19 protein-coding genes and 1 pseudogene are annotated in these 21,414 nt (G+C 66.2%); 16 read left to right on the top strand and 4 right to left on the bottom strand.

From position 1 onward, the window contains the following. Positions 1-2: 2 nt before the first annotated feature. Entirely contained in the window at positions 3-605 is a 603-nt protein-coding gene (locus PV773_RS09765) for a phenylacetic acid degradation protein PaaY (protein ID WP_347966173.1), read from the top strand. An 11-nt stretch (positions 606-616) separates the two neighbouring features. After that, positions 617-1,522 (top strand): SDR family oxidoreductase, encoded by a 906-nt coding sequence (locus PV773_RS09760; RefSeq protein WP_347966172.1) that lies wholly within the window; start codon positions 617-619, stop codon positions 1,520-1,522. A gap of 186 nt (positions 1,523-1,708) precedes the next feature. Here PV773_RS09760 and PV773_RS09755 read toward each other — a convergent pair whose 3' ends face one another. Next, positions 1,709-3,298, bottom strand: coding sequence for a FadD3 family acyl-CoA ligase (locus PV773_RS09755; protein ID WP_347966171.1), 1,590 nt, complete (start codon positions 3,296-3,298; stop codon positions 1,709-1,711). A gap of 199 nt (positions 3,299-3,497) precedes the next feature. On the opposite strand from PV773_RS09755, the gene PV773_RS09750 reads away from it, so the two are divergent. The 3 genes from PV773_RS09750 to PV773_RS09740 all read left to right on the top strand — a co-directional run bounded on the left by PV773_RS09750 (position 3,498) and on the right by PV773_RS09740 (position 6,268). Continuing rightward, complete coding sequence (locus PV773_RS09750; RefSeq protein WP_347966170.1) at positions 3,498-4,304, top strand: SDR family oxidoreductase; 807 nt, start codon at positions 3,498-3,500, stop codon at positions 4,302-4,304. Between the two features lie 131 nt (positions 4,305-4,435). Beyond that, positions 4,436-5,641: an ABC transporter substrate-binding protein gene (locus PV773_RS09745; protein WP_347966169.1), complete on the top strand. Its 1,206-nt coding sequence runs from the start codon at positions 4,436-4,438 to the stop codon at positions 5,639-5,641. Between the two features lie 171 nt (positions 5,642-5,812). After that, a complete protein-coding gene (locus PV773_RS09740; RefSeq protein WP_347966168.1) occupies positions 5,813-6,268 on the top strand; it encodes a nuclear transport factor 2 family protein in 456 nt (151 codons plus the stop codon). Between the two features lie 4 nt (positions 6,269-6,272). Here PV773_RS09740 and PV773_RS09735 read toward each other — a convergent pair whose 3' ends face one another. Then, on the bottom strand, positions 6,273-7,880 hold the full coding sequence (locus PV773_RS09735) for a GMC family oxidoreductase N-terminal domain-containing protein (protein WP_347966167.1): 1,608 nt from the start codon (positions 7,878-7,880) through the stop codon (positions 6,273-6,275). Positions 7,881-8,121: 241 nt separating this feature from the next. Between PV773_RS09735 and PV773_RS09730 the strand changes: the two genes are divergently transcribed. The 8 genes and pseudogenes from PV773_RS09730 (at position 8,122) to PV773_RS09695 (ending at position 14,660) form a co-directional block, all read left to right on the top strand. Next, positions 8,122-9,318 (top strand): ABC transporter substrate-binding protein, encoded by a 1,197-nt coding sequence (locus PV773_RS09730; protein ID WP_347966166.1) that lies wholly within the window; start codon positions 8,122-8,124, stop codon positions 9,316-9,318. Positions 9,319-9,376: 58 nt separating this feature from the next. Next, positions 9,377-9,661 (top strand): DUF1330 domain-containing protein, encoded by a 285-nt coding sequence (locus PV773_RS09725; RefSeq protein ID WP_347966165.1) that lies wholly within the window; start codon positions 9,377-9,379, stop codon positions 9,659-9,661. Between the two features lie 51 nt (positions 9,662-9,712). After that, complete coding sequence (locus PV773_RS09720) at positions 9,713-10,480, top strand: ABC transporter ATP-binding protein (protein ID WP_347966164.1); 768 nt, start codon at positions 9,713-9,715, stop codon at positions 10,478-10,480. Further along, complete coding sequence (locus PV773_RS09715; protein WP_347966163.1) at positions 10,473-11,186, top strand: ABC transporter ATP-binding protein; 714 nt, start codon at positions 10,473-10,475, stop codon at positions 11,184-11,186. The genes PV773_RS09720 and PV773_RS09715 overlap by 8 nt, the downstream gene beginning before the upstream one ends. Before the next feature lie 5 nt (positions 11,187-11,191). Continuing rightward, positions 11,192-12,100, top strand: a pseudogene (locus PV773_RS09710) (branched-chain amino acid ABC transporter permease); the annotation flags it as partial. 126 nt (positions 12,101-12,226) lie between these two features. Beyond that, positions 12,227-13,129: a branched-chain amino acid ABC transporter permease gene (locus tag PV773_RS09705; protein ID WP_347966297.1), complete on the top strand. Its 903-nt coding sequence runs from the start codon at positions 12,227-12,229 to the stop codon at positions 13,127-13,129. Further along, entirely contained in the window at positions 13,126-13,881 is a 756-nt protein-coding gene (locus PV773_RS09700) for an SDR family NAD(P)-dependent oxidoreductase (RefSeq protein ID WP_347966162.1), read from the top strand. Before PV773_RS09705 ends, PV773_RS09700 begins: the two co-directional genes overlap by 4 nt. Continuing rightward, positions 13,878-14,660, top strand: coding sequence for an SDR family NAD(P)-dependent oxidoreductase (locus PV773_RS09695; RefSeq protein ID WP_347966161.1), 783 nt, complete (start codon positions 13,878-13,880; stop codon positions 14,658-14,660). The genes PV773_RS09700 and PV773_RS09695 overlap by 4 nt, the downstream gene beginning before the upstream one ends. A gap of 99 nt (positions 14,661-14,759) precedes the next feature. Here PV773_RS09695 and PV773_RS09690 read toward each other — a convergent pair whose 3' ends face one another. Continuing rightward, the gene (locus PV773_RS09690; RefSeq protein ID WP_347966160.1) at positions 14,760-16,298 is read right to left on the bottom strand and encodes an AMP-binding protein; all 1,539 of its coding nucleotides are present in this window, start codon (positions 16,296-16,298) and stop codon (positions 14,760-14,762) included. A 104-nt stretch (positions 16,299-16,402) separates the two neighbouring features. After that, positions 16,403-17,158, bottom strand: coding sequence for an SDR family oxidoreductase (locus tag PV773_RS09685; RefSeq protein WP_347966159.1), 756 nt, complete (start codon positions 17,156-17,158; stop codon positions 16,403-16,405). Positions 17,159-17,385: 227 nt separating this feature from the next. Between PV773_RS09685 and PV773_RS09680 the strand changes: the two genes are divergently transcribed. The 3 genes from PV773_RS09680 to PV773_RS09670 are packed head-to-tail and all read left to right on the top strand — an operon-like array spanning position 17,386 to position 21,414. After that, positions 17,386-18,396: an NADPH:quinone oxidoreductase family protein gene (locus PV773_RS09680; protein ID WP_347966158.1), complete on the top strand. Its 1,011-nt coding sequence runs from the start codon at positions 17,386-17,388 to the stop codon at positions 18,394-18,396. Further along, entirely contained in the window at positions 18,393-20,486 is a 2,094-nt protein-coding gene (locus PV773_RS09675; RefSeq protein WP_347966157.1) for a 3-hydroxyacyl-CoA dehydrogenase NAD-binding domain-containing protein, read from the top strand. The genes PV773_RS09680 and PV773_RS09675 overlap by 4 nt, the downstream gene beginning before the upstream one ends. A gap of 49 nt (positions 20,487-20,535) precedes the next feature. Continuing rightward, positions 20,536-21,414 carry a CoA-transferase gene (locus PV773_RS09670; RefSeq protein ID WP_347966156.1) on the top strand — a complete coding sequence of 293 codons (879 nt, stop codon included), beginning with the start codon at positions 20,536-20,538 and terminating at the stop codon, positions 21,412-21,414.

The raw sequence follows: 21,414 nt of genomic DNA, 5'->3' as shown, positions 1-21,414 counted from the left end.
CCATGCCGTGCTATGCCTTCGAGGGCATCGTGCCGGTGGTCGATCCGACCACCTACCTGCACCCCACGGCGGTGCTGATCGGCGACGTGACCATCGGGCCGCGCTGCTACATCGGCCCCGGTGCTTCGTTGCGCGGCGATTTCGGCCGCATCACGGTTGTCGGCGACGCCAGCGTGCAGGACAATTGCACCCTGCATACAGGTGCGGGTTCCGACTGCATCGTCGGGCGTGGCGCCACGGTCGGACACGGCGCGATCCTGCATGGCTGCACGGTTGGCGAGAACGCGCTGATCGGCATGAACGCAGTGGTGCTGGACGGGGCCATAATCGGCGACGACAGCCTGGTGGCGGCGCTCAGCCTGGTGAAGAACGAGGTGGTGACGCCTCAGCGCAGCCTGATCGCCGGCAATCCGGCCAAGGTGATCAAGGAGATGCCGGAACAGGCGATCATCTGGCGCAACAATGGCGACGGCGAATACCAGCGGCTGGCCGACCGGTCGCTCGCCGACCTCGTGGAATGCGAACCGCTCCGCACCCCGGAGCCCGACCGCAAGCGCAATGCCGGCCAGGCGCGCGCCGTGCGGCTGTCGACCAAGACAAAGTGAGAAGGACTGACATGGCAGGGATCTGCGAAAACAGGGTTGTGATCGTCACCGGCGCCGGCCGCGGCCTCGGCCGCGCCTATGCGCTGGGACTGGCGGCCGAGGGCGCCAAGGTCGTGGTCAACGATCTCGGCGTAGGCACCCATGGCGACGCGACGGCGGAGACGCCAGCGCAGCAGGTGGTCGACGAGATCAGGGCCATGGGCGGACAGGCCGTCGCCAACCATGACGACGTCACCGATTTCGAGGCCGGCGGCCGCATCGTCAAGGCCGCGCTCGACGCCTTCGGCGGGCTGCATGCCGTGGTCAACAATGCCGGTTTCGTGCGCGACCGCATGTTCGTGTCCTGCACGCCCGACGAATGGGACGCGGTGCTGCGCGTGCATCTGCGCGGCCATTTCTGCGTCAGCCGCCACGCGGTCGACTACTGGCGCGCCCAGCAGAAGGCCGGCAAGCAGGTCGATGCCCGTATCATCAACACCTCGTCGGGTGCGGGCCTGCAGGGCAGCGTCGGCCAGAGTGCCTATTCGGCGGCCAAGGGCGGCATCGCCTCGCTGACGCTGGTTCAGGCGGCTGAGCTGCGCCGCTACGGCATCACTGCCAACGGGCTGGCGCCCAATGCGCGCACGCGCATGACCGAGACCGCGTTCGCCGAGGCGATGCAGGCCAAGGAAGGCGAGTTCGACATCTTTGCCCCCGAGAATACCGCTCCGCTGGTCGCCTGGCTGTGCAGTTCGGCCTCCGCCGACGTGACCGGCCAGGTGTTCGAACTGATCGGCGGCAAGATCCGCGTCTGCCTCGGCTGGAACGACGGCCCCGAGTTCGACAAGGAAAGCCGCTGGGAAGCAGCTGCACTGGGCGACAAGATCAAGGAGCTGGTGGCGGCGCGTCCTGCCGCGAAGCCGGTCTACGGCTCGTAAGCCAGCTTGCATCGCTGACAAGCATCAAGGGCGTCGGGCAACCGGCGCCCTTTTTCATTGTCCCGCTGCGTTGCCTCTCGCGCCCCAATAGCAAGACGGGACGGCGCCTTCGCACCGTCCCGTCTGATGTCGTCCGAAAATCCAGTTGGCTGCGCCGGATCCCTTGTCCGGGCGCATATCTAAGCGTCAGGCCGCGTTGCCGGCGGGCACCTCTTCGCGCAGGACGTTCTTGAGCACCTTGCCCTGCGGGCTGGTCGGCAGCGAGATCCGGATTTCGACGCTGCGCGGGCACTTGTAGTTGGCCATGTTGGCGCGCGACCAGTCGATGATCTCCTTCTCGGTGGCGCTCGTGCCGGGGCGCAGCACCACATAGGCCTTGCCAACCTCGCCGAGGCGCTCGTCGGGCACGCCGATCACGGCGACGATGCCGATCGCCGGATGCTGGCTCAGGATGCGCTCGATCTCGGCCGGATAGCAGTTGAAGCCGCCGGTGATGTACATGTCCTTGAGACGGTCCTCGATGCGCAGATTGCCGTTGGCGTCGAAGTAGCCGATATCGCCGGTGTGCAGCCAGCCATCCGGGTCGATGGTCTTGGCGGTTGCCTTGGGGTCGTTGAAATAGCCCTTCATGACGATATAGCCGCGGATCACCACCTCGCCGGGCTTGCCGTCGGGCTGGAATTGGCCGTCCTCGCCCAAAATACGGACCTCGACGCCCGGCGAGGGCTTGCCGGCCGTGTTGGCGATGACGTCATCCGGGTCGGTCGCCAGGCACATGGTGCCGTAGCCGCCGCATTCGGTCAGGCCATAGCCGTTGACCACGCCGGCAATGCCGAGATCCTCGCGCATCCGGCGGATGAGGATCGACGGCACGACCGCGCCGCCGGTGACGCCGAGGCGCAGGCTGGAGGTGTCGAAAGACTTCAGTTCCGGATGCTGCAGCATGCCCTGGAAAATGGCCGGCGGGCCGGGGATGACGCTGATCTTGTCCTCGGCGACGCGCTTGAGGATCTCGCCGGCGTCGTAGGTGAGGTGCGGCATCAGCACGGCGCCGCGCATCAGCGAGACGATGGCGCCCGAGCGGTAACCGAACGCATGGAAGAAGGGCGGGATGACGAGGATACGGTCGTGCTCGCGGATGCCGACGCGCGTCGCCCAGGCGTCGATGGCTCTGAGGCACTGCTGGTGGCCGTACATGACGCCCTTGGGATAGCCCGTGGTGCCCGAGGTGAACAGCATGTCGCAGAGATCGTCCGGGCCGACGGAGGCCTCCCGCTCGGCGAGCTCGGCGTCGCTGACCGTGTCGCCGGCAGCAACGAAGCTGTCCCAGTCGGCCTCGCCGCCGCGCGGCTCGCCGATGACGACCACCTGGCGCAGCAGTTCGCGGGTCTCCGGCTTCAGCTGGTCCGGATAGTAGGTGCCCAGGAACTCGCCGACAGAGAACAGCATCGATGTGCCGCTGCGCTTGACCAGTTCGCCGATCTCGGCGCCCTTGAAGCGCGTGCTGGCCGGGATGAGGATGGCGCCCGCTGTGACCAGGCCGAGCGCTGTGGCGAACCACCTCCAGGTGTTGGGCGCCCAGATCATGATCCGGTCGCCCTTCTGCACGCCGGCGGCGATCATCGCCTTGGCGACGCGCTTGCGCATCGCGTCGAGCTCGACGAAGTTCAGTTTGATGCCGTCCTCGATGGCCGTCCGCGTGCCGTAGACTTCGGCCGCTCGCGCGCAGAGCGCGGGGATGGTGGTGAACTTCCAATCTGCGTCTTCGATGATCATCAGTCTACCTGGAGGCGCGGCATATGAGACGGTTCGGCTGGGCGGGGGCGCGGCAGCCGGGCTGGTTTGGCCGGAACATAGGCGTCGGCTGCCGGCCGGCATCGTCCGAAGGGACGAATAAACCTTACGACGGCCGACATAAAGGCTGTAGGACTGCGTGCAGACGCACGCGCGCGCCGATACTGCCTGGAGTGACCGCATGAGCATTGCCCCGCAACCTGTTGCCGCGGCCTTCGAGGGCAAGGTCGTCATCGTGACCGGCGGCACCAAGGGCATCGGCCGGGCGATTGCCGAGGGGTTTCTGGGCGCGGGCGCGACCGTCGTGGTGTGCGCCCGCACTGAACCCGACGCCCTGCCGCATGCGAACGGGCGTCGGGCGATCTTCATGCAGTGCGACGTGCGCACGGCCCAGGCCTGCAAGGAACTGGTCGACCGCGTCGGCGAGGAGCATGGTCGCATCGACGTGCTGGTCAACAATGCCGGCGGCTCGCCGCATGTCGACGCAGCGACCGTGTCGCCGCGCTTCTCCGATGCCATCATCAACCTCAACCTCATGGCGCCGATCTACCTGTCCCAGGCGGCCTACCGGTGGATGGCGGAATTGCCGGAGGGCGGCAGCATCATCAACATCGCCAGCCTGTCCGGACGCCGCCCGTCGCCTGGCACGGCCGCCTATGGCGCGGCCAAGGCAGGCCTCCTCAGCCTGACCACCAGCCTGGCCCAGGAATGGGCGCCGAAGGTGCGCGTCAATGCCATCGTCGTCGGCCTGACCGAGACCGAGAAGGCCGACGAGACCTATGGTTCGCGCGAGGCGCAGCAGGCGATCGCAGCTTCCGTGCCGATGAAGCGCATGGGCCGCGGCGACGACATCGCCCGGGCTGCCCTCTACCTCGCCAGCCCGGACGCCACCTTCGTGACGGGTGCCACGCTCGAGGTCCATGGCGGCGGCGAGACGCCGCTGTTCCTCGACCTCATCAGGCGTTACGCGCCTCCGGCGGTCGAGTGACCGCTGGTCCAGGCCAGCACGACCGATGGCGCAGGCCCTTCCGGCGCGCATCCAGTGGTCCTAATGGACGATGCGCGGTGCCGTCGCTCGGAGGAGAGCGCAGGCCGCAATTTTCAGGAGTGAGACGAGACATGAGTTCCAGCATTCTGAGCCGGCGCGCGCTGTTCGCGGCCCTGATGTCGTTCACCGCGCTCGGCATGGGCGCGGCCCGGGCCGAGGAGACGATCAAGATCGGCGGCATCATGTCGCTCACCGGCTCCGGCGCCTCGATCGGCAAGAATGCCGAGGTCGCCTGGAAGCGGGCGATCGACGACATCAACGCGGCCGGCGGCATCCTCGGCAAGAAGGTCGAGCTGGTTCTGGCCGACACCATGACCGACCCGACCCATGGCGTGAGCGAGATGCGCCGCCTGATCGAGAGCGAAAAGGTGCAGGCCGTCGTCGGCCCGGCGACCAGCCAGGAAACCACGCCGCTGATGCCGATCGGCACCGAGGCCAACATCGCCCAGATCTCCAGCGCCGCCTCGACCCAACTCACGCCGCAGGTCGGTCCATACCATTTCTCGACCTCGCCGATCGGCGCGAACCAGATGATCCCCAACATCGCCTATGCGCTCGATGTGCTGAAGCTGAAGAAGCTGGCGCTGATGTCCGACAATGGCGGCATGTCGAAGGCCGCCATCTCCGACATCGTCGCCTACATGAAGGGCAAGGGCGTCGAGCCGGTCGCCGTGCAGGAATTCGCCTTCCGCACCGAGGACATGACCCCGCAGCTGTTCTCGCTGCGCAATTCCGAGGCCGAGGCGGTGCTCCTGATCAACTCGATCGGCGACGATTCGCGCAAGATGCTGGAAAACCGCTACGACATCGGCTGGGACGTGCCGGTTCTGGCCAGCCTGACCATGACCAACTATGCCGTCGGCAACGCCGCCACGATCGGCAACGAGCCGTTCGAAGGCGTCTATTCGGTGCAGTTCGAGGGCATGACCTATTGCCCGGGCGATGCGCTCGGCGAGAAGGAATTCGCCAAGTTCGCGGCCAAGGCGAAGGCGGAGATTGCGGATCTCGATCGCATGGGCGGGCCCTCGGCCCTGGTGCCTTATTACATCCAGCCCTTCATCCTGGCCGCGGCCATGAACGGCTCGGGCAAGACCGACGGCAAGTCGATCGCCGCGTGGATCGAGGCCAATGCCGGCGAGATCAGGACGCTGACCGGCAAGCTGGCGGCGAGCGCGGACAGCCACTTCCTGCCTGCGGTGGAGAGCCTGAAGGTGGTGAAGAACCCCTATCAGCTGCGCGAGGACGGCCTGGTCGAACGCGCCGACTGCGCGCAGTAGGCGCGCCGGCGCTTCAATTCACCAAGGGCGTCGCCGGTCATCCGGCGGCGCCTTTTTGCTGGCTCACCCGATCGAACGATGCGTCTTGTCCCGCGCCAAGCCATTCGTTCGATCGGGCTGTCGACAGGCACGGGTGACAGCACCCCATCGCACTTGCAGTGAGGAGCTGACATGCTGGAAGAACGGCTGGCGCGGGCCGAGGCTATGCTTGAGATCATGGCGCTGGAGGCGCGCTATGCCCGCGCCTGGGACAGTGGCGACGGCGATGGCTGGGCAGGCGTGTTCACCGAGGACGGCATCTTCGAGATCGCTGCCGTAGGCGACCGCCCGGCGCTCAAGCTGGAGGGCAGGGACCAGCTGTCGGCCTTCTGCCTGGAGTTCACCTCGAAGTTCACCGGCGTGCATGTACCGGGACTGCCGCTGGTCGACATCGACGGCGACGAGGCGACAGGGCACCTGCATTTCCAGTTCGTCGCAATCGGCCGGATTTCGGCCAATCATACGATGAGCCGCACTGCCTGCGGCCAATACGGCGTCCGCTACCGCAGGACCGAGGCCGGCTGGCGGATGGTCCACCGGCTCGAGAAGGCGTTCAGCAGCGCACGCTCCGAATTCTTCGATTTCTGAAGGTTCAGTACTTTTCTTCAAGCATCAGGTCAGCCATGCGCCAGGCGAGTGCCATGACCGGACCGTTGGTGTTGCCCGAGACGGGTGCGGGAATCACCGACGCATCGACGACGCGCAGGCCCTCGACGCCACGGACGCGCAGCCTTTCGTCGACGACGGCATCGGCATCGTTGCCCATCCGGCAGGTGCCGACCGCATGCAGTCCCGACACGAAGGTCGAGCGGAAGGCCGCGAGCATTTCCTCGTCCGATTGCACGGCGCGGCCGGGCCATAGCTCCTCCCTGACGTAAGGCTGCAGCGCCGGCTGGGCGACGAAATCGCGCATGATGCGCATCATCGAGATGGCGGTGCGCCTGTCGCCATCGGTCGCCAGCCAGTTCGGCCGGATCGAGGGCATGTCGCGCATGTCGGCGGTGCGGATCGTGACCTCGCCGCGGCTCTCCGGCCGCAGGGCATAGCCGATGATGGTTAGCCCCGGCTTGTCTTCGAGCTTCAGCCTGCCTTGCAGCAGGCCGCGGGCAAATGTGTAGGGCGACAGCGATAGCTGCAGATCGGCATAGGCGACATCGGGCGACGATCGGATGAAGCCGCCCATTTCGGAGGCGCCGAAGCTCATCAGCCCGGTGCCGGCGAGATAATAGCGCAGCACCTCGCCGACGAGGCGCAGGCCGCTGAGCCGCCGGTTGTGGCCATGGAGGCCGGCGAGGCGATGGGGCAAGGCGACAACGAGATGCTCGGCGAAGTGGCGGCCGACGCCGGGCAGTTCGGCAACGACATTGACGCCGGCAGCCGACAGCACGTCGGCGCGGCCGATGCCGGATACCTGCAGCAGTTGCGGTGACTGGATGGCGCCACAGGCGACGATGACCTCCCGTGTCGCGCGAACGGCGCGTTTTCGGCCGCCGGCGGCGAAATATTCGACGCCCACCGCCCGCCGCCCCTCGAATAGGACCCGCAGCACCTGTGCGCCGGTCCGGACGGTGAGGTTCTTGCGCCGCATTGCAGGGCGCAGGAACGCACGCGCAGCGCTCATGCGCCGGCCCCGGTGGTCGACCGTGTGGGTATAGGTGCCGACGCCTTCGCGTCTCGCGCCATTGAGATCGTCGAGATGGTCGAGACCGAGCGAAGCGCCGGCATCGGCAATGGCCTGGCCGAGAGGGTCGGCAAGCGGGCGGACGCTGACCTGCAGCGGTCCATCACTGCCACGGATGGCGTTGCCGCCAAGCTGGTGGTTCTCGATCTTGCGGAAGATTGGAGCCATGTCGGACCAGCCCCAGCCCTTCACGCCGAAATCGGCCCAGCCGTCATAGTCTTCCGGCGCGCCACGGCAGTAGAGCATGCCGTTGATGGAGCTCGATCCGCCCAGCCCGCGGCCCCGTGCCCAGGTTTCTCCCTGCGGGCGACCTTCCTCGTGCTCGACGGGGAAGTTCCAGGAGCGCTGCGGGTGTTTCGTCAGCTTGACCCAGCCGCGCGGCATGCGCACGAACGGGTGCAGGTCTGACGGGCCGGCCTCGAGGATGAGCACGCGGTGTCCGGGGTTCTCGCTCAGCCTGGCGGCCAGCACGCAGCCGGCCGAGCCGGCGCCAACGATGATGGTGTCGAATTCGCTCATGCCGCGATGTCTTGCTCTCGGGCGGCGGCTCGCATCCTGCAAACGAACTAGCCCAGGCGAGGGTGGCAGCGGTCCAGCCCGGCATATGCGCTAGTCCGCATGGACGATGTTCGGGCAAGCCGCATCCTGTGATTTCTCCTTGAGGAGTCTCCGCGTCAGAGAGCGTGGCGGCCTTGCGCGCATATCGATGCCGGCGCGCATCCAACCGGCAGCAAAGCCTACGTTCCTGGGGAGGAATGACATGAAGAAATCCATTCTCGCGGCAGCCCTGCTGCTTTCGACCGCGCTGACTGCCGCTGCGCAGGACGCCGGCGTCAAGCTCGGCGTGCTCAACGATCAGAGCTCGTCCTTCTCCGCCCTCGGCGGCACCGAGGTGACCGAGGCGGTCAAGCTCGCCATTTCCGATTTCGGCGGCCAGGTGCTGGGCAAGCCGATCGAGCTGGTTTCGGCCGACCACCAGAACAAGCCGGAGATCGCGCTGTCCATCGCCCGCGAGTGGCTGGAGCGCGACAATGTCGATGCGCTGTTCGACGTCGCCAACTCTGCGATCGCGCTGTCCGTCAACAACCTGCTCGGTGAGCAGAAGAAGCTCGGCTTCTTCGTGTCGCCGATGACCGACAAGATGACCGAGGCCGACTGCAACGGCTACGGCCTCGCCTGGGCCTATGACGCCTATTCGCAGGTTCGTTCGTCGGTCAGCGCCCAGCTGAAGGCCGGCGGCGAGACCTGGTTCATCCTGTCGCCCGACTACGAGGCCGGCAAGGTGATGGAAGCCGGTGTGAAGACCGCCGTCGAAGACGAAGGCGGCAAGATCCTCGGCCAAGTGCGCGCGCCGCTCGGCACCACCGATTTCTCGTCCTACATCCTCCAGGCCCAGGCTTCGGGGGCCAAGGTCCTGGCGCTGACGGTCAACGGTCCCGAGCTCGTCAACGCGCTGAAGCAGGTGCAGGAGTTCGGCCTGATCGACCAGGGCATGCGCGTGGCGGTGACGGTGCTGCACCAGTCGGATGCGCGCGCCATCGGCCTCGAGGCACTGAAGGGCATCCAGTTCGCGGCTGCCTGGTACTGGAACACCGACGACGCCTCCAAGCACTTCAAGGAAGAAATGCAGAAGAAGACCGGCAACGCGCCGGGCTGGGTCGCCGCCGGCGCCTACTCGGCAGCCACCAACTACCTGAACGCGGTCAAGGCCGCCGGCACCGACGAGCCGGCTGCCGTGCTCGCCCAGCTGCGCGAAGGCAAGATCAACGACCTGTTCGCCAAGAACGCCACGCTGCTGCCCAACGGCCGCCTGGTCCACGACATGCAGCTGCTCGAAGTGCGCGCCCCTGGCGAGGCATCCGATGCGCAGGACGTGTTCAAGGTGGTGACGACGGTTCCGGCCGAGCAGGCCTTCCGCGCGATCGACAAGAGCACCTGCAAGCTGGCGAAGGGCTGAGTTGACGGCGCCGGGCGGCGTTCACTGCCCGGCGCTTTCACCCGATGGGAGCAACGATTTGCCCGGCTATCTGATCTTCGAGATCGAGGTCACCGACGAGGCGGCCTGGACGCGCTATCGCGAGGTCGCCGGGCCGATCATGGCCGCCGGCGGCGGCCGTTTCGTGCTGTCTAGCGAGCGCATCGAAAGCCTCGAGGGCGGCTGGCAGCCGGCATCGATCTCGGTGGTCGAGTTCCCGAGCGCCGAGCATGCCCGACGCTTCTACCAGTCGGACGACTACCAGAAGGTGGTGGCGCTGCGGCAGCTCGCCTCGCGCGGCAAGGGCATTCTCGTCGACGCCTGAGGCGGCGAGGGCGGCCGATGCCGCACATCTGAAAGCATTGTGGAGGACAAGGTGCGACAAGGCACTGCGGACGACTACATCATCGAGGCGTCCGGGCTCAGCCGGTATTTCTACGGCTTCGCGGCCGTGAAGGACGTCGATCTCAAGGTCCGTCGGAATACCATCCACGCCCTGATCGGCCCCAACGGCGCCGGCAAGACGACGACCTTCAACCTGATCACCAAGTTCCTGCAGCCGAGCGAAGGCACGATCCGCTACAACGGCGAGGACATCACCGCGCTGAAGCCGGAAGAGGTGGCGCGCAAGGGCATCGTCCGATCGTTTCAGATCTCGGCGGTGTTTCCGCGCATGAGCGTGCGCGAGAACGTGCGCATGGCGCTGCAGCGGCCCACGGGCACCTCCTACCGCTTCTGGCAGAGCGAACGCACGCTCGGCGTGCTCGACGACCGCATCGACGAGTTGCTCGATGCCGTCGGCATGCTGAACTGGCGCGACCACGTCGCGGTGAACCTGCCGTATGGGCGCAAGCGCGCGCTGGAGATCGCCACGACCCTGGCGCTCGACCCCGAGATGCTGCTGCTCGACGAGCCGACCTCGGGCATGGGCCACGAGGACGTCGACCGCATCGCCGAGCTGATCCGCAAGGTTTCCGCCGACCGCACCATCCTCATGGTCGAGCACAATTTGTCGGTCGTTGCCGCCCTTTCCGACACCATCACGGTGCTCGCGCAGGGGCGCGTGCTGGCCGAGGGCAATTACGAGACCGTGTCGCGCGACCCGCGCGTTGTCGAAGCCTATATCGGTGGCGCAGATGACTGAGACTTCCAAGGTGGTGCTCGACGTCGCCGACCTGCATGCCTGGTACGGCGAGAGCAAGGCTCTCCACGGCATGAACTTCGACATCCGCGAGGGTGAACTCGTGACCCTGCTGGGCCGCAACGGCGCCGGCAAGACCACGGCACTGCGCTGCATCATGGGCCTGGTGCGCAAGAAGACGGGCGCCATCACCTATCGCGGCGAGAACGTCGCGGCGCGCGCGCCCGAGATCATCGCCCGGCGCGGCATCGCCTATTGCCCGGAGGAGCGCGGCATCTTCTCGAGCTTGTCCGTGGCCGAAAACCTGGAATTGCCGCCGGTCATCGCCAGGGGCGGCATGACGGTGGACGAGATCCTGGAGCTGTTCCCCAACCTCAAGGCGCGCTGGCAGAGCCCGGGCACCAAGCTTTCGGGTGGCGAGCAGCAGATGCTGGCCATCGGCCGCATCCTGCGCACGGGAGCAAAATTGCTGATCTTCGACGAGCCGACCGAGGGCCTTGCGCCCGTCATCGTCAAGCAGATCGCCGTCGTGCTCGAAAAGCTGAAGGCGAGGGGTTTCACCATCCTCCTGGTCGAGCAGAACTTCCGCTTCGCCTCCAAGCTCGCCGACCGGCATTTCGTCGTCGACCACGGCAAAGTGGTCGAGCGCTTCTGTCGCGACGAACTCGCCGGCAACGAAGCCAAGATCCAAGCTTACCTCGGGGTGTGACAGCCATGCTGGACCTGATTGGCGTTCCGCCAACCCTTCTCTTCGGCCAGTTGCTCGTCGGCCTGATCAACGGCTCGTTCTACGCCATGATGAGCCTCGGCGTGGCGATCATCTTCGGCATGCTGCGCATCGGCAATTTCGTCCATGGCGCGCAATATATGCTGGGCGCGTTCGGCGCCTGGTACCTGCTGCGCCTGCCCGAGCTGTTTCCCGGCCTCGGCCTGCCGTCCATCGGCTATTGGTGGGCGCTGGTCATCGTGCCGCTGGTAGTGGCCGTCATCGGCGCGCTGATGGAGCGCATCTTCATCCGCCGGGTATACGACCTCGACCATGCCTATGGCCTTTTGCTGACGGTCGGTCTCGCCATGGCGATCGAAGGCGCGTTCAACGTCTATTACGGCGCTGCCGGCCAGATGTATTCCGTTCCGGATACGCTCAAGGGCGGTATCAATCTCGGCTTCATGTTCCTGCCGACCTATCGCGCCTGGGTCATCGTTGCGGCAATCGTCGTCTGCTTCGGCACCTGGTACACGGTCGAGCGCACCAAGCTCGGTTCCTACCTGCGCGCCGCCACCGAAAACCCCGATCTCGTCCGCGCCTTCGGCATCAACGTGCCGCGCCTGCTGATGCTGACCTATGCCTTCGGCGTCGGCCTCGCCGGTTTCGCCGGTGTCATGGCGGCACCCATCTACCAGGTCAGCCCGCAGATGGGGCAGGGCATCATCATCACCATCTTCGCGGTGGTGGTTATCGGCGGCATGGGTTCGATCTTCGGCGCCATCGTCTCCGGCCTGATGCTGGGCGTGATCGAGGGCCTGACCAAGGTCTTCTATCCGCAGGCTTCGTCGACGGTGATCTTCATCATCATGGCGCTGGTGCTGATCTTCCGCCCGGCCGGTCTGTTCGGCAAGGAAACGACGAGCCATTCCGTCGCCGACGTGTCGTCCGGTCGCTCCGGCAGCTTCCTGGAGAACGGCCGCCTGTGGCTGGCGATCTTCGCCGTCGGCGGCGGCGTGCTGCCCTTCGTAATCTATCCGGTCATGGGCATGAAGATCCTGGTGCTGGCGCTGTTCGCGCTCGCCTACAATCTGATCTTCGGCTATGTCGGCCTGCTCGCCTTCGGCCATGCCGCCTTCTATGGCGCGTCGGCCTATGTCACCGCCCATGCGGCGGCGGCCTGGGGCCTGCCGACCGAGCTCTGCATCCTGATGGGCGTTGTGGTTGCCACCGCCATCGGCGCGCTGTTCGGCTGGCTGGCGATCCGCCGGCAGGGGCTGTACTTCGCCATGATCACGCTGGCGCTGGCGCAGATCATCTATTTCTACGCCGTGCAGGCGCCGTGGACCCATGGCGAGGACGGCATCCAGTCGGTGCCGCGCGGCACGTTGTTCGGCGTCATCGACCTCTCGAACACGTTGAACATGTATTACGTGACGCTCGCCGTGTTCCTGGTCGGCTTCGCCTTCGTCTACCGCATCGTGCACTCGCCCTTTGGCCAGACGCTGAAGTCGATCCGCGAGAACGAGCCGCGCGCCATTTCGCTCGGCTATTCGACCGACCGCTTCAAGCTGATCGCGTTCACGCTGTCGGCGATGCTGTCGGGCGTGGCAGGCGGCCTCAAGGCGATCATCTTCCAGCTGGCCTCGCTCGCCGACGTGTTCTTCATGACCTCGGCCGACGTGCTGCTGATGACGCTGATCGGCGGCGTCGGCACGCTGCTCGGACCGGTGGTCGGTGCCGCCGTGCTGGTGACGCTGCAGCGCGAGCTGGCAACGCTGGGTGCCTGGGTGGTGGTCGTCCAGGGTGTGATCTTCGTGCTGTGCGTTCTGTTCCTGCGCAAGGGCATCGTCGGCACGCTGGAGGAATTCCTGGCCAACCGCGCCGAGCGCAAGGCGCAGAAGAGCGCCGAGCGCACCGAAGCCAAGGTCGAAGTGGCGCAATGAGCGCGCCGTCGACCGTCGTCATCGGCATGGGACCCGGCCTCGGCCAGGCCCTGGTGAAGAAATTCGCGCGCGAAGGCCATCGTGTTGCCTTCGTCGGCCGTCGGGCCGAGGCGATCGCGCGCTACGAGCAGGAGCTGAGGGCCGACGGGCTCGACGTCACGGGTTTTGCCGGCGACGCCGGCAGGCCCGGGGACATGGATCGTGTCCACGCCGCGATCCGCGAGCGGCACGGCGATGCCGAGGCACTGATCTACAACGCGGCGATCATCGAGCCGGCGCGGTTCGTCACGCCGTCGCGGCTGGGCGAGGTGAAATACGGCACCGCCGACGGCTGGCGCTCGCACGGCGAACCGGCAAGCGTCGACTATGTCGTGGATGCCTTCCGGACCAATGTGGCCGGTGCGCTGCACGCTGCCCAAGCGGTGGCGCCCGGCATGATCGGGCGCGGCCGCGGCACGATCCTTTTCACCGGCGGCGTGCTGGCCTTCGGCCCATGGATCGAATGGGGCGTGACGTCGATGGGCAAGGCGGCCCTGCGCAGTCTTGGGCATTCGCTTGAGAAGGAGCTGTCGCCGTCCGGCATCCATGTCTCGACCGTCGCCATCCACGGCACGATGCAGGCGGGCACGCCCTATGACCACGACCTGGTCGCCGAAGCCTATTGGAAGCTTCACGTCCAGCCACGTGACCAGTGGCAGCCTGATTTCCATTTTTGTGCAGATGCCGCAGACGGCGGAGACCCGGACGCATGAACGGCCCGATCAACTTCAACGGCAAGCGCGCCCTCGTCACCGGCGGCGCCAGCGGCATCGGCGAGACGGCGGCGAAGCTGCTGGCTGATCTCGGCGCGAGGGTCATCATCGCCGATCTCGACCGCGATCGTCTCGATGAGGCGGCCGCGCGCACCGGATCGGCCGGCGTCGCCCAGGGCGATGTCGCGAGCGAGGCGGATGCCGAGCGCATGGTCCGCGAGGCGATCACCAAGCTCGGCGGGCTCGACCTCGTCTTCAACTCGGCCGGCATCGGCGACGATCTGGTGCCGGTGCACGAGCAGTCGGTGGATCGCTGGCAGCGGGTGGTCGACGTCAACCTGAAAGGCACTTACCTGATATGCCGCGCCGCGTCGCGGCCGATGCTGGTGCAGCAGAGCGGCGCGATCGTCAACGTGTCGTCGATCGTCGGGCTCGGCGGCTTTCCACGCCGCTCGGCCTATGCCGCTGCCAAGGCCGGCATCAACCACCTGACGCATACGCTGGCCTGCGAGTGGGGGCCGTCGGGTATCCGCGTCAACGCCATCGCCCCGGCCTACACGCGCACGCCGATGGTCGAGGCGCTGCTCGAACGCAAGGCTTTCGATCCGACGATCCTCGAGCGGCGGACGCCGCTGGGCCGTTTGGCGTTGCCGGCGGAGATGGCGCAGGCGGTCGTGTTCCTGCTGTCGGACTGGGCGTCCTACATCACCGGCACGGTGCTGCCCGTCGACGGCGGATGGAGCGCCTTCGGTGGCGCGGGCGACGTCGCGACTGCCTGAGATAGTTCCACCCGATATTTAGCTGGCAGTCGCAAATTACTGATATCAAATGGAAAGGCCGCGCAGTGCGCGGCCGTTTCGCTGCTGGGTACCAGGAACTCACTTGCTTCTGAAATCATCCAGCCGGTTTTCGCGCAGCGCCAGCACCAGCGCGCGCTTGCGGATCTTGGCGGCCTCGACCGGCATGGTGTCGATGAAATGCACGGCGCGCGGTGCCTTGTAGGCGGCAAGGCTTTCGCGGCAGTAGCGGATCAGCTCTTCCGCCGTGGCATCCTGGCCCTCGGCCTTGACGATGACGGCAACCGGAATCTCGCCCTTGCTCTCGTCGGGTGCGCCGACGACCGCGCACATGGCGACCGCCGGGTGCTTGTAGAGCAGCGCCTCGATCTCCAGGGGATAGACATTGTGGCCGCCGGCGATGATGACGTCCTTCTTGCGGTCGACGATGAAGAGATAGCCGTCCTCGTCGACGTAACCGAGATCGCCCGACTTCCAGCCGCCATTGCCGAAGGCTTCGGCCGTGGCCTTCTCGTCCATCCAGTAGCCTTGCGAGACGCAGTCGCCCGAGATGATGACCTCGCCGATCTCGCCCTGCGGCACGATATTGCCTCCGTCGTCGACGATCGAGATGCGCGAGCTGCCCACCGGCAGGCCGGCCGAACCCGGCTTGCGAATGCCCGCTGTCGGCTCCATCACGTTCTGGCCGCTGGTCTCGGTCGATCCGTAGACCTGGGTGACGCGTGCGCCCGACAATTCCTCGAAGCGGCGGATGACCGGCTGCGGCACCGGCGAGCCGCCGGTCGTGCAGATGCGCAGCGACGACAGGTCGTGCTTGGCCGGGTCGACCTCGTTGACGATGTAGACATACATGGTCGGCGTGCCGCCGAAATAGGTGGCCTTGTAGCGGCCGATGTCGGCCAGCACGCGGCCCGTGTCCCAACGCTCGTGCAGCACGATGGTGCCGCCGGTATAGAGGCAAAGGTTGAGCGTCACCGTCAGGCCGAAATTGGTGAACAGCGGCACGGCGCAGAGGTAGGTTTCCTCGGCGAAGCGCGTGCGGTGCGACACCATCATGTCGCGCAGCGTCGAGCACTGGTTGAACTGCGATTGCGCCGCGCCCTTCGGCGCGCCCGTCGTGCCCGAGGTGAAGAACAGGGCGCAGATGTCATCGATGTGGCAGGCGGCGTCCCCGAAGGTCGAGGGGGCGGCTGCCATCAGCGTGGCGAGATCGTCGGCGCTGCCATCACCTGACGCGACCAGGCAGTGGGCGAGGTCGGCGAACTCGGCACGGATCTCGGAGAAGTAGGGCCAGGTCGAGCCATCGGCGATCAGCGCCTTCATGCCGGTCTGGGTGACGATTTTGCGCAGCTCGGCATGACGGAACATGGCGCTGAGCGGGGCTGGGATCGCGCCGAGCCGCTGGCAGGCCCAGAAGCCGATCGCCATCATCGGCGTGCTCGGCAGATAGAGCCCGACGCGGTCGCCCTTGGCGACGCCGCGTGCCTTGAGAACATTGGCCAGCTGGGCCGTCAGCTCGGAAAAGCGCGCATAGGTGATCGTTTCCTTGTCGGTGACGATGAAGTTGCGCTCGCCGATCAGCCGCGCGTTCCGCGCCAGCACCTGGCTCAGGATTTCCATGCTCGTGTTCCTGCAGTCGAAATTGGGACTTTTGGGGCGACTTCAAGACCCGGCGGTCGGTACAGACATCGTCTGCACAGACTAAGCCAGGTCAGGGGCTGCGGTCACGAAATCAGGATGCCGCCGTCGATGGGCAGCTGATGCCCGGTCATCTTCCGCGATTCGTCGGAGGCGAGGTAAAGCGCCGCATTGGCGACATCGATGGGCTCGGCGATGCCGAGCAGATAGGCGTCGAACTGCGCCTTGAGATGCGGTTCGCGCTCGAAGAAGCCGAGCACCCGATCGGTCGCGACGGCGCCCGGCACCAGCACGTTGACGCGGATATTGTCCTTGGCGAACTCCACCGCCATCGAGCGCGTCAGCGAGATGATGCCGCCCTTGGCCGCCGAATAGGCGTCGCGGTTGGGAATGCCCATGGCGCCGACGATCGACGAGCAATTGACGATCGAACCGCCGCCGGACTGCTGCATCAGCGGAATGGCGTTGCGGCAGCAGACCCAGGTGCCGAACAGGTCGAGCTTGATGCAGCGCCAGAACTCCTCGAACGGCGCGACGGTGACGGGGCCATCGGCCGAGCTGGAGCCGCCGGCATTGTTGTAGAGCACGTCGAGGCGGCCCCAGGCGTCCATCGCCGTCCTGAACGACGCCTCGACGCTGTCGGGTTCGGTGACGTCGGTCTCGACATATAGGGCCGTGCCACCCGATGCATTGATCGAGGATGCGATGGCCTCGCCCTTCTCGCGGCTGCGGCCGGCGACGGCGACCTTGGCGCCTTCCCGGGCGAAGAGCCTCGCGGCTGCCTCACCGATGCCGCCGGTTGCCCCGGTGATGAATGCGACCTTGCCTGCCAGACGGGCCATGTTCGTTCTCCTCGAAACCGTACCCGCGAACCTGCGCGCGCGGGCACCGGCAACATCGTCCGAAGGGACTAAAATTGCCGAGCAATTCCGCCAATTTGGCCTCAAGATGCCGGGCAACTGGCGACTAGTCCCATCAGACGATGTTAGCGGTCTGCCCCTGTCCCATTCCTTGCCTCGATTGAAGAATTTGGCAGTGCCGAAATGGCAGCAGGAAGCGGCGCAAGGACATGAAGGCAGTGATCTGCAAGGAGTTCGCCCCACGGGCGGAACTCAGGATCGAGGAGATCCCTGAACCGGTGGTCAAGCCGGGGCAGGTGGTGATCCGCATCGAGGCATGCGGCATCAACTTTTTTGACGGGCTGATGGTCGAAGGCAAGTACCAGACCAAGCCCGAGCTGCCGTTCACGCCAGGCAGCGAAGCCGCCGGCACGATCATAGCAGTCGGCGAGGGCGTCGAGCGCCTCAAGGTGGGCATGCGCGTCCTGGCATTCGCCGGCATCGGCGGCTATGGCGAGCAGGTTGCGGTCGACGCCTGGAAGGTGTTCCCGATCCCCGCCGAGATGAGCTTCGTCGAGGCGGCCGGCTTCCTCATCACCTATGCCACATCGCACCATGCGCTCAAGGACCGCGCGCAGATCAAGCCAGGCGAGACTATCCTGGTTCTGGGTGCGGCCGGTGGCGTCGGGCTGACGGCCGTCGAACTCGGCAAGCAGATGGGCGCACGCGTCATCGCCGCAGCCTCCAGCGACGAGAAGCTTGCGTTGTGCCGCCAATACGGCGCCGACGAGACCATCAACTACTCGACCGAGGACCTGCGCCAGCGGCTGAAAGACCTGACCAACGGGCAGGGCGTCGACGTGGTCTACGACCCGGTCGGCGGTGCCGTGACGGAAACGGCCGTTCGTGGGCTCGCGCTGTTCGGCCGCCTGCTGGTCATCGGCTTTGCCGCAGGCGACATCCCGAAGATCGCGCTGAACCTTCTGCTGCTCAAGCAGTCGGCGCTGATCGGCGTGTTCTGGGGCGCCTTTGCCCGCTCGGCGCCGGAGAAGAACGCCGCAAACATTGCCGAGCTGATGGACTGGTTCGCCAGGGGCAAGCTCAGGCCGCACATCTCGGCCGAATATCCGCTCGACCGCTTCGCCGAGGCGCTCGACGTGGTCATGGAGCGCGCCGTCAAGGGCAAGGTCGTTCTGGTGACCGGCAATTCAGGACATAGCAAGGAAGGGGTGCCGGCATGACCGAACTGCTCGCAAAGACCGTTTCGGTCGCCAAGCAAGGCAACATTCTGGTCGCGACCGTCGACAATCCGCCCGTGAATGCGCTGTCGCATTCGGTGCGCTCGGGGCTGATCGAGGCGGTCAAGGCGCTCGAAAGCAATGCGGACGCACGCGCCATGGTCATCCTGTGCGAGGGCCGGACCTTCATCGCCGGCGCCGACATCCACGAGTTCAAGAAGCCGATGGTGGCCCCGCTGCTCGGCGAGGTGATCGATACGCTCGACGCCGCCACCAAGCCGATCGTCGCCGCGATCCATGGCACCGCGCTCGGCGGCGGCCTCGAAGTGGCACTCGCCTGCAGCTACCGCATCGCGCTCGAAGGCTCAAAGGTCGGCCTGCCCGAGGTCAAGCTCGGCATCCTGCCCGGTTCGGGCGGCACGGTGCGCCTGCCGCGCCTTGCCGGCGTCGAACAGGCGCTGACGATGATCAGCGAAGGCGGTCAGATTTCAGCGCGCGACGCTCGTGAAAAGGGCATCGTCGACGAGGTCGTCCCGGGCGACCTGAAGGCTGCGGCTATTGCCTTTGCCGAGAAGGTCGTTGCCGACGGCGCCAGGCTGCGCCGCACCAGCGACCTGCCGGTGCCGGCATTCGACGCGGCGGTACTCGAAACGAGCCGCGCGGCATTGTCGAAGAAATACAAGGGCTTCAAGGCACCTATTGTTGCTGTCGATTTGATCAGGATGGTGACCGAGACGCCGGTGGCCGAGGCCATCGCGCTCGAATACAAGACCTGCAAGGAGCTGCTGGTTTCGCCGCAGTCGAAGGCGCTGCGCCACATCTTTGCCGCCGAACGCGAGGCGCTGAAGATCGACGGCGTCGATGCCGAGGTTAAGCCGCGCGACGTCGGGAACGTCGCCATCGTCGGCCCCGGCACCATGGGCCGCGGCATCGCCGCCTGCTTCCTCAACATCGGCATCCCGGTGACATTGGTCGGTCTTTCGGACGAAGGCCTGGTGTCTGCGGTCAAGGCAATCGGCAAGATCTACGAGGGCAGCGTCAGGCGCGGGTCGATGACGGCCGACGAGATGGAGCGCCGCATGGCGCTGCTGACGCCGACGACGTCCTACGACACCCTCGGCGACGTCGACCTGGCGATCGAGGCGGTGACCGAGGACATGGCGGTCAAGAAGGACGTGTTCGCCAGGCTCGACGCGGTGCTGCGCGACGACGCGATCATCGCCACCAACACCTCGTTCCTCGACATCGAGGAACTGGCGGGCTCCTCGAAGAACCCGGCGCGCGTCGCCGGCATGCACTTCTTCAACCCGGCCAACGTCATGAAGCTGCTCGAAAACGTGCGGGCGGCAAGGACCGCGCCCGATGTGCTCGCCACGACCACCGCGCTGGGCAAGCGTCTCGGCAAGGTGCCCGTGATGGTCGGGCGCTCCGAAGGTTTCGTTGCCAACCGCATGCTCTCCAAGCGCACGCGCGAGGCTCAGTTCCTGCTCGAGGACGGTGCGACGCCGCAACAGGTCGACCGCGTGCTAACCGCCTGCGGCTTCCCCATCGGCCCGTTCGCGCTGGCGGACCTCGCCGGCATGGACATCATGGCCGCAGCGCGGGCGGCGCGCGTCGTCCGCATGTCGCCGCGCGAGCAGCAGTGCAACATTGTCGACAGGCTGGTGGCAGCCGGCCGCCTCGGCCAGAAGTCGGGCGCGGGCTACTACGTCTATGACGAGAACCGCAAGGCTTCGCACGATCCCGCAGTGGACGAGCTGCTCGACGCGCACCGCAAGGAACGCGGCTTCACCGCCCGCACCATCACCGACGAGGAAATCCTCGAACGCTGCCTGTTCGCCATGGTGAACGAAGCGGCCAAAATCCTCGACGAGGGTGCGGCGGCACGGCCTGGAGACATCGACGTCATCTGGACCAACGGCTTCGGTTTCCCGGCCTATCTGGGCGGCCCGATGTTCTACGCCGACCAGGTCGGCCTGCCGAAGGTCAAGGCGGCGCTCGACAAGTACGCGGGGCTCGTGGGCGAGCAATATTTCAAGCCGGCCGCGCTGATCGAGCGGCTGGTTGCCGAGGGCAGGGGTTTCTACGGCTGAGCCGTATCCCCTCCGAACCAAGAATTGAGAACAGACGGACTAGGATGCTATGAACAAGGAAATGGACCTGAAAGCGGTCGTCGCGCAGCTTCGCGACGGCATGACGATCGGCTTTGGCGGCTGGGGTCCCCGGCGCAAGCCGATGGCGCTGGTGCGCGAGATCCTGCGCTCGGACCTCAAGGACCTGACGCTGGTCGCCTATGGCGGGCCTGAGATCGGCATGCTGTGCGCCGCGGGCAAGGTCAAGAAGCTGATCTACGGCTTCGTTTCGCTCGACGCGATGCCGATCGAGCCCTACTTCCGCAAGTCGCGCGAAGCCGGTTCCGTGACGGTCAGCGAACTGGACGAAGGCCTGCTGCTGCTCGGCCTGCAGGCTGCCGGCCACAACCTGCCGTTCGCCGCGACCCGCGTCGGCCTCGGCTCCGACGTCATGAAGTACAATCCGGACTTCAAGACGGTGAAGTCGCCCTATGCCGACGGCGAAGTGCTGCTCGCCATGCCGGCGATCAAGCTCGACGTGGCGCTGATCCACGTCAGTCGCGCCGACCGCCTAGGCAACACCCAGACCGACGGTCCGGATCCGTTCTTCGACGGCCTGTTCGCACGTGCGGCCGACAAGGTGTTCGTCACCACCGAAGTGCTGGTCGACCGCCTCGACGCCGAATATTCCGACAAGGCCAAGAGCCAGCTTTTCGAGCGCTGCTTCGTCACCGGCGTGGTCAAGGCGCCGTTGGGCGCGCACCCGACCGCTTCGCATGACGCCTATGGCTGGGACATGGGCCACCTCAAGGATTACGCCGCATCGGCGACCGAAGAGGGCGGCTGGCAGCGCTATTTCGACCAATATGTGAAGGGCGACGAGGCCAGCTACGCCGCGAGCGTTGGCGGCGAAGCCAAGATCCGCGCCCTGCCGCTCCCCATTTTCTGA

The sequence above is a fragment of the Mesorhizobium sp. CC13 genome (genome assembly GCF_039907765.1).
Classification (GTDB): Bacteria; Pseudomonadota; Alphaproteobacteria; order Rhizobiales; family Rhizobiaceae; genus Aminobacter.
Note: the sequence above shows the minus strand (reverse complement) of the source record. Positions and strands in the feature narration are given on the sequence as shown.

Excerpts from the sequence above, each read along its gene's own strand:
- PV773_RS09765 (WP_347966173.1), top strand. The coding sequence starts at position 3 with ATGCCGTGCTATGCCTTCGAGGGCATCGTGCCGGTGGTCGATCCGACC.
- PV773_RS09760 (WP_347966172.1), top strand. The coding sequence starts at position 617 with ATGGCAGGGATCTGCGAAAACAGGGTTGTGATCGTCACCGGCGCCGGC.
- PV773_RS09755 (WP_347966171.1), bottom strand. The coding sequence starts at position 3,298 with ATGATCATCGAAGACGCAGATTGGAAGTTCACCACCATCCCCGCGCTC.
- PV773_RS09750 (WP_347966170.1), top strand. The coding sequence starts at position 3,498 with ATGAGCATTGCCCCGCAACCTGTTGCCGCGGCCTTCGAGGGCAAGGTC.
- PV773_RS09745 (WP_347966169.1), top strand. The coding sequence starts at position 4,436 with ATGAGTTCCAGCATTCTGAGCCGGCGCGCGCTGTTCGCGGCCCTGATG.
- PV773_RS09740 (WP_347966168.1), top strand. The coding sequence starts at position 5,813 with ATGCTGGAAGAACGGCTGGCGCGGGCCGAGGCTATGCTTGAGATCATG.
- PV773_RS09735 (WP_347966167.1), bottom strand. The coding sequence starts at position 7,880 with ATGAGCGAATTCGACACCATCATCGTTGGCGCCGGCTCGGCCGGCTGC.
- PV773_RS09730 (WP_347966166.1), top strand. The coding sequence starts at position 8,122 with ATGAAGAAATCCATTCTCGCGGCAGCCCTGCTGCTTTCGACCGCGCTG.
- PV773_RS09715 (WP_347966163.1), top strand. The coding sequence starts at position 10,473 with ATGACTGAGACTTCCAAGGTGGTGCTCGACGTCGCCGACCTGCATGCC.
- PV773_RS09705 (WP_347966297.1), top strand. The coding sequence starts at position 12,227 with ATGGGCATGAAGATCCTGGTGCTGGCGCTGTTCGCGCTCGCCTACAAT.
- PV773_RS09700 (WP_347966162.1), top strand. The coding sequence starts at position 13,126 with ATGAGCGCGCCGTCGACCGTCGTCATCGGCATGGGACCCGGCCTCGGC.
- PV773_RS09695 (WP_347966161.1), top strand. The coding sequence starts at position 13,878 with ATGAACGGCCCGATCAACTTCAACGGCAAGCGCGCCCTCGTCACCGGC.
- PV773_RS09690 (WP_347966160.1), bottom strand. The coding sequence starts at position 16,298 with ATGGAAATCCTGAGCCAGGTGCTGGCGCGGAACGCGCGGCTGATCGGC.
- PV773_RS09685 (WP_347966159.1), bottom strand. The coding sequence starts at position 17,158 with ATGGCCCGTCTGGCAGGCAAGGTCGCATTCATCACCGGGGCAACCGGC.
- PV773_RS09680 (WP_347966158.1), top strand. The coding sequence starts at position 17,386 with ATGAAGGCAGTGATCTGCAAGGAGTTCGCCCCACGGGCGGAACTCAGG.
- PV773_RS09675 (WP_347966157.1), top strand. The coding sequence starts at position 18,393 with ATGACCGAACTGCTCGCAAAGACCGTTTCGGTCGCCAAGCAAGGCAAC.
- PV773_RS09670 (WP_347966156.1), top strand. The coding sequence starts at position 20,536 with ATGAACAAGGAAATGGACCTGAAAGCGGTCGTCGCGCAGCTTCGCGAC.